A 761-nucleotide genomic window follows, 5' to 3' on the forward strand; every position below is an offset into this window, starting at 1 on the left:
TTTTCTGATGAGCCCTTATTTGAATTACTGTCTTCTGATGAGCCCTTATTTGAATTATTGTTTTCTGATGAGTTCTGATTTGAATTACTGTTTTCTGATGATCCTGTATTTGAACTATTTTCATCCTCATCCTTTGCTACCGAACAAATCAAAGTTTTGTCCTTAGCAAAGGATGAGGATGAAAATAGTTCAAATACAGGATCATCAGAAAACAGTAATTCAAATCAGAACTCATCAGAAAACAATAATTCAAATAAGGGCTCATCAGAAGACAGTAATTCAAATAAGGGCTCATCAGAAAACAATAATTCAACAGAGAGCTCATCATACGAAAGTGGTACAGCTGAAAGCTCATCATACGAAAGTGATACAACTGAAAGCTCATCATACGAAAGTGATACAACTGAAAGCTCATCATACGAAAGTGATACAACAGAGAGCTCATCATACGAAAGTGGTACAGCTGAAAGCTCATCATACGAAAGTGGTACAGCTGAAAGCTCATCATACGAAAGTAGTACAGCTGAAAGCTCATCATACGAAAGTGGTACAGCTGAAAGCTCATCATACGAAAGTGGTACAACAGAAAGCTCATCAGAAGAAGGCAGTACAACAGAAAGCTCATCAGAAGAAGTCAATACAACAGAAAGCTCATCAGAAGAAGTCAATACAACAGAAAGCTCATCAGAAGAAGTCAATACAACAGAAAGCTCATCAGAAGAAGTCAATACAACAGAAAGCTCATCAGAAGAAGTCAATAC

General features: G+C 36.8%; 1 protein-coding gene. It reads right to left on the reverse strand.

Annotated elements, in window-relative coordinates:
• Window positions 1-224 precede the first annotated feature (224 nt).
• A partial coding sequence (locus AC1DUW_RS31290; protein ID WP_477644508.1) for a hypothetical protein occupies window positions 225-761 on the reverse strand: 537 nt, incomplete at its 5' end.

Source organism: Peribacillus sp. P4_C12 (genome assembly GCF_056402095.1).